Annotated in this window: 1 protein-coding gene; it reads right to left on the minus strand. The window is 76.2% G+C overall.

Annotated features, from left to right (window positions below; all coding sequences use genetic code 11):
* The coding region (locus tag AAEY78_RS14210) for a hypothetical protein (RefSeq protein ID WP_352340065.1) at positions 1–234 on the minus strand (234 nt) is incomplete at its 3' end.
* Between the last annotated feature and the right edge of the window lie 18 nt (positions 235–252).

Genomic DNA, 252 nt, shown 5'->3' on the forward strand with positions numbered 1-252 from the left:
CCGCTCCCCGCCCTCCCCACATACCACCTCAGGCAACCCCCTGACCCCCCGACCCCCCCCAACCCCCCCCCACCCCCCCCCACCCCCCCCCCCCCCCCCACCCCCCCGCCCCCCCCCCCCCCCCCCCCCGCCCCCCCCCCCCCCCCCCCCCCCCCGCCCCCGCCCCCAGCCCGCACGCGGCGCAGACACTGCCGCACCCAAAAATATGGAACGATCAGTGTATGGTAGCGGCATGACAATACTATGATATTC

It is taken from the genome of Psychrobacter sp. 16-MNA-CIBAN-0192, from assembly GCF_040309565.1.
Lineage (GTDB): Bacteria > Pseudomonadota > Gammaproteobacteria > Pseudomonadales > Moraxellaceae > Psychrobacter.